The following is a 3,541-nucleotide window of genomic DNA, read 5'->3' as shown; positions in this document are numbered from 1 at the left end:
TAACTTACGCTCCATATCTTCAAAAAAACTGATATCTAAATACAATTTCTCATCAGCAGGACAGTAGAATGGCCCCGTGGACGCGGATGCATTTCCACAAGCAGAAGCAACTGAATTTGTAAAAAAAACCAAAGTTGGATTCCTGTAATTCTCAAGTTCCTGGTTCCAAACATCCTCGGTATCGGCTAAGATCGTTGCACTAAATTCAACAAGTCTATCCTCTTCAGCCGTAGGTTGATAATTAGATTCAGTTGTAAAACCTTGGCCTCCTCCTCCCATCATTCCTCCGATCAGAGACAATGGATTTGTCCCAGTAACAACAGAAAATACTACCAAAATCCCGATAATTATTAAACCGGTTTTTGAAAAAAGAATTTTTAACAAAGGACCAATTAATAGTGGATTAAAACCTCCTCCTCCCATACCAGGCCCACTTTTTCCCCTCCTATCATCTATATTACTACTTTGTCTTTTTCCTTGCCATTTCATATTGGAAAATTTTGCTTATTAATTTACATTAAAAATCAGTCGATCTTTTTTCAGATAGATAAATTAATCTGATTTAAAATTTTGATTAAGAAAAATTGAATGATTAAAAATAGCTAATTTTCACAACCACCGTAGTTTTTACGATTATTTTAAAATTAAAAGCCCAAAATCTATGTTTTCAAAATCAAATTCAAAATTTTCTTTCCAAAAATCACCTTTAATAATTCTTATTCTCATTGCATTTTCTATTCCAGGATATTCTCAAACTGGAGTTGGAGTCGAACCTATTAAAGGTGCCAAATTAATGTTGGACGGAACTGAAAAAATGCTCAACAAAAATTGGAAGTATTGGGAAGGACCAAGATTTTCTAGTTCCATGCCAATAAAATGGCCCTCGGCAACCGATCCGATAGATGGAGGTCCAGTTATTAGTAGTAATGACCCTGCCGGAGCAGGTGGGAAATATGGTGCCGCAGATATTGTCACAAAAAAAGAATATAGAGATTTTCGAGCTCACGTAGAATTCTTTGTCAAAGAACCAGGAGGAAACAGTGGTGTTTATTTACAGAACCGTTACGAAATCCAAATTTTGGATGGAGATAATACCAATCACGGGATGGCAGCAATTATTAATGAACAAATCCCTACATCAGATGCATACAATGGAACAGGTAAATGGAATGCTTATGATATAGTTTTCAAGGCAGCAAGATTCGAAGATGGAGTTTTAACTGACAAAGCCAGAGTAACAATATATTTCAATGGAGTAAAAATTCATGAAGATCAACCAATTCAACAAGTTTGGGGAGGGCCAAACTCCGGAATAGATGGTGGAAATGATGGAGGAAAAGGAATTACCGATACTCCGGGTGGATTAAAACTTCAAGCAGAAGGTCATGACGTATACTACCGGAATATTTGGATTAAAGAATTGAAACTAGACGGAAAAAGTACAGATTTCTAGGAATCAAAATAATTTAAAAAAAACCTGAGACAACAATCTCAGGTTTTTTGCATTTTAATCAATAATCAAACCCATTTAATTTATCTGCTTTCAGCAGAACTGTCTTTTAATTTTTTTTCATCGATAAAAGGAATATCTATTTCCAGGTTTCTAAACCATGAAATGATTTTGGGGATTATCGGAAGTGAAATCATCACACCACCTACCATAAACAAATGGCTAGGCACTGTGAAATAAGTTCCAGAACTAAATACACCTAAAATCAAAGCAGTACTTAAAGGAAGGGAAACTGCCAAAATATTAATGCCTAAGTTTAAATCGAATGTTCCTTTTTCAGTGTCAATACCCTTGTCTCGTTCCAATTGACGAATTGCAGACATATGTGCAAATGGCCAGAATGAGCAAGCTGATAAAGGAAAAACCACGGCCAATAGAATAGCAGCATCACTGGGCAATTCAAATAGCGAAACAAATCCAGCACTGAGCACTAAACTGAATCCAGCTCTTAATATTAATACAGAAGCAATTGTTTGAATTTGATCCCACTTAAGAATTACAGAAACACCAATAAATAAGAGGACCAAAGGAGTCATGATATCTTTGAGCATTAAAACTGATTCACCAATAAAACCTGGGAGATTCTGCAAACTTAAACCAAGTGATAATAATACAAGAGCAGCTATAATTACTAAATTTATAGGCTCTTTTAACATCGATAAAAACAACTCCTTAACTTTTTGTCCATTCGATCTTGGTCCCATTTTTAAATGTTTGTAATACCAACTCATGGCCAACAGATAAGAAAAAATCAAAACATAGATTTTATTCCCGATATCTGCCAAAGCTCCCCATGCCAAAGCACCATCTCCTAAATACTCCATTAGAAAAGGGAAACAGGATAATCCTGGAGCTAATGATGGAATCATCAATAGCCAAGTCCTAGTTTCAGAACTATCTTTCCGGAATCCTAGTAAAGGCAACATCACTTTACTCGTTAAAAACATTATGCCGTTCCAAATCAAAATCAATAGTGGAAGAAACATCAATTCAGTATCCACTTCAATTTTTAATAAGGCAACGAAAATCATTGCAGGCAATGCCAAATCAAGAATAATAGTTTTAAGGCCTTTTTTATGTTCATCTTTTATTAATCTCTTTTTCAGCAAAATGCCGATCAAAATGAGTAATAGCAATGAGCATGTCTTTTGTAAGGCTAAGGACATATTCTAAAATCTTAAGCTGTTACTTTCTTAAATGTCTCCACAAAAATTTCCATTTCTGTCTTAGTGCCCATACTTACTCTACACCATGGTTTGTCATAAATATCAAATACTCTAATTCCCACCCCAGAATCGTACATTGATTTTAAGAACTCTTTTCCATCCATTTCAATTGGGAAAATCATAAAGCTGGTATAGGATGGAATAATATCATAACCAAGAGAGGCAATAGCATTTTTTGTAAATTCTCTACACTCAGAATTATACCCTCTACATTCTCCCATAAATTGAGTCTGCTTCATGCTGGCAATTGCACCTTTTAATGAGGTAGAACATAATCCCATGGTACTTCTTACCATACTGGTTATACTTTCTATTCTTTCAGGCGTAGCCACGATATACCCAATTCTTAACCCGGCCATACCATGGATTTTGCTAAATGTTCTTGCAACAATGACATCTTTTCCATCTGCAACCAATCCAACCATGCTTTGGGATTTGGGATTTTCTAAAAACTCCAAATAAGCTTCGTCAACAAAAATTGGAGTTTTTTCAGAGGCACTAATGCAGAATTTCTTCAATTCTTCGGCATTTGTAATTGATCCAGTAGGATTATTAGGGTTGCATACGTAGATGAGCTTTGTTTCTCCGTCGATAGCACTTTCCATTGCGGGCAAATCATGTGCATAGTCTGAGGTTAAGGGAATTGCTTTCCAAGAACCACCCATTGCTTTGGCGGTATTGATTAGCGACATGTAAGATGGATCAGCAGCAATAATATTACCTCCATTTTGGAATCTGGTAATGGCCACTTTTTCTAAAAGATCTGTTGATCTGGGTCCTAACATGATATGCTCAGGAGTCACAC

The 3,541-nt window shown here is 35.7% G+C and carries 4 protein-coding genes; 1 reads left to right on the top strand and 3 read right to left on the bottom strand.

Annotated features, from left to right (window positions below; all coding sequences use genetic code 11):
- Nucleotides 1–489, bottom strand: a 489-nt coding sequence (locus tag Q0L68_RS18060) for a neutral zinc metallopeptidase (protein WP_296705657.1), incomplete at its 3' end; no start/stop codon positions are given.
- A gap of 172 nt (nt 490–661) precedes the next feature.
- Between Q0L68_RS18060 and Q0L68_RS18055 the strand changes: the two genes are divergently transcribed.
- The gene (locus Q0L68_RS18055) at nt 662–1,453 is read left to right on the top strand and encodes a DUF1080 domain-containing protein (RefSeq protein ID WP_296705656.1); all 792 of its coding nucleotides are present in this window, start codon (nt 662–664) and stop codon (nt 1,451–1,453) included.
- Between the two features lie 80 nt (nt 1,454–1,533).
- Here the strand turns inward: Q0L68_RS18055 and Q0L68_RS18050 are convergent, their stop codons facing one another.
- Both Q0L68_RS18050 and Q0L68_RS18045 read right to left on the bottom strand, forming a co-directional pair.
- Nucleotides 1,534–2,676 carry a permease gene (locus Q0L68_RS18050; protein WP_296705655.1) on the bottom strand — a complete coding sequence of 381 codons (1,143 nt, stop codon included), beginning with the start codon at nt 2,674–2,676 and terminating at the stop codon, nt 1,534–1,536.
- A gap of 11 nt (nt 2,677–2,687) precedes the next feature.
- Nucleotides 2,688–3,541 (bottom strand): histidinol-phosphate transaminase (locus Q0L68_RS18045; RefSeq protein WP_296705654.1); only part of this gene is annotated, 854 nt, incomplete at its 5' end.

Origin of the sequence: Algoriphagus sp. (genome assembly GCF_024642405.1) — a bacterium.
GTDB lineage: Bacteria > Bacteroidota > Bacteroidia > Cytophagales > Cyclobacteriaceae > Algoriphagus.
Note: the sequence above shows the minus strand (reverse complement) of the source record. Positions and strands in the feature narration are given on the sequence as shown.